Source organism: Pseudomonas sp. K5002 (assembly GCF_013386655.1).
Lineage (GTDB): Bacteria > Pseudomonadota > Gammaproteobacteria > Pseudomonadales > Pseudomonadaceae > Aquipseudomonas.
In genome coordinates, this window is sequence record NZ_JACARK010001030.1 from 1 (window position 1) to 940 (window position 940).

Below are 940 nucleotides of genomic sequence, written 5' to 3' on the forward strand. Positions count from 1 at the left end.
GAAGAAACGGATATGTACTCGGTCCCCCTCCCTCAGGCCACTTTTCCAGCCGCCTGGCGCTCCCGCTCAGCCACCAACTGCCGAGTCAGCGGAATCAGCCTCTTCCCGTAATCAATAGCATCATTCAGCGGATCAAACCCACGAATCAAAAAGGTCGTGATACCCAGGTCGTAATAGTCGAGCAGAGCCTCGGCCACCTGATCCGCAGTACCCACCAAAGAAGTAGAGTTACCCTGGGCCCCCAGCAACCCCGCAATCCCGGTCCACAACCGCTTATCCAACCGCGACCCCTGGGCCGCCGCCGCCAACAGCCGCCGCGACCCCTCATTCGGCGGTTCACGCCTCACGAACCCATTCTTCTGCGCCAGTGCCGTCGCCTGCTCCAGAATGCTATCTGCACGCTCCCACGCCAGCGCCTCGGTCTGCGCCAGAATCGGCCGCAACGACAAACTGAAGCGAACCGTACGCCCATGCCTGGCCGCCTCAGCCCGCACCTGTGTGACTACTTCCTTCACCTGCTCGTAGGTCTCACCCCACAGCGCATACACATCCGCATGCTTGCCCGCCACCGCAATGGCCGCCGCTGAAGACCCGCCAAAATACAACGGTATATGCGGCTGCTGCGGCGACTTCACCGTCGAAAACGCACCCTCGTACCGGTAGTAAGTGCCGTGATGGTCGAAGGGCTTTTCACTGGTCCATTCCTGCCGCACCACGCTCAAGTACTCGTCGGTGCGCGCATAACGCTCATCCTTGTCGATATGACTGCCATCGGCCCGCAGTTCACGGTCGTCGCCGCCGGTGATGATGTGCACCGCGGTGCGCCCGCCGTTGAACACATCCAGCGTGGCGAACTGCCGCGCAGCGAGGGTGGGTTGGACGAAGCCGGGCCGGTGGGCAATCAGGAACTGCAGCTTTTTCGTCACGCTGGCCGCATGGG

At 62.0% G+C, this 940-nt stretch carries 1 protein-coding gene; it reads right to left on the reverse strand.

Annotated features, from left to right (window positions below; genetic code table 11):
- Positions 1-32 precede the first annotated feature (32 nt).
- On the reverse strand, positions 33-940 hold a 908-nt coding region (locus HX846_RS32795), incomplete at its 5' end, for an LLM class flavin-dependent oxidoreductase (protein WP_178967010.1).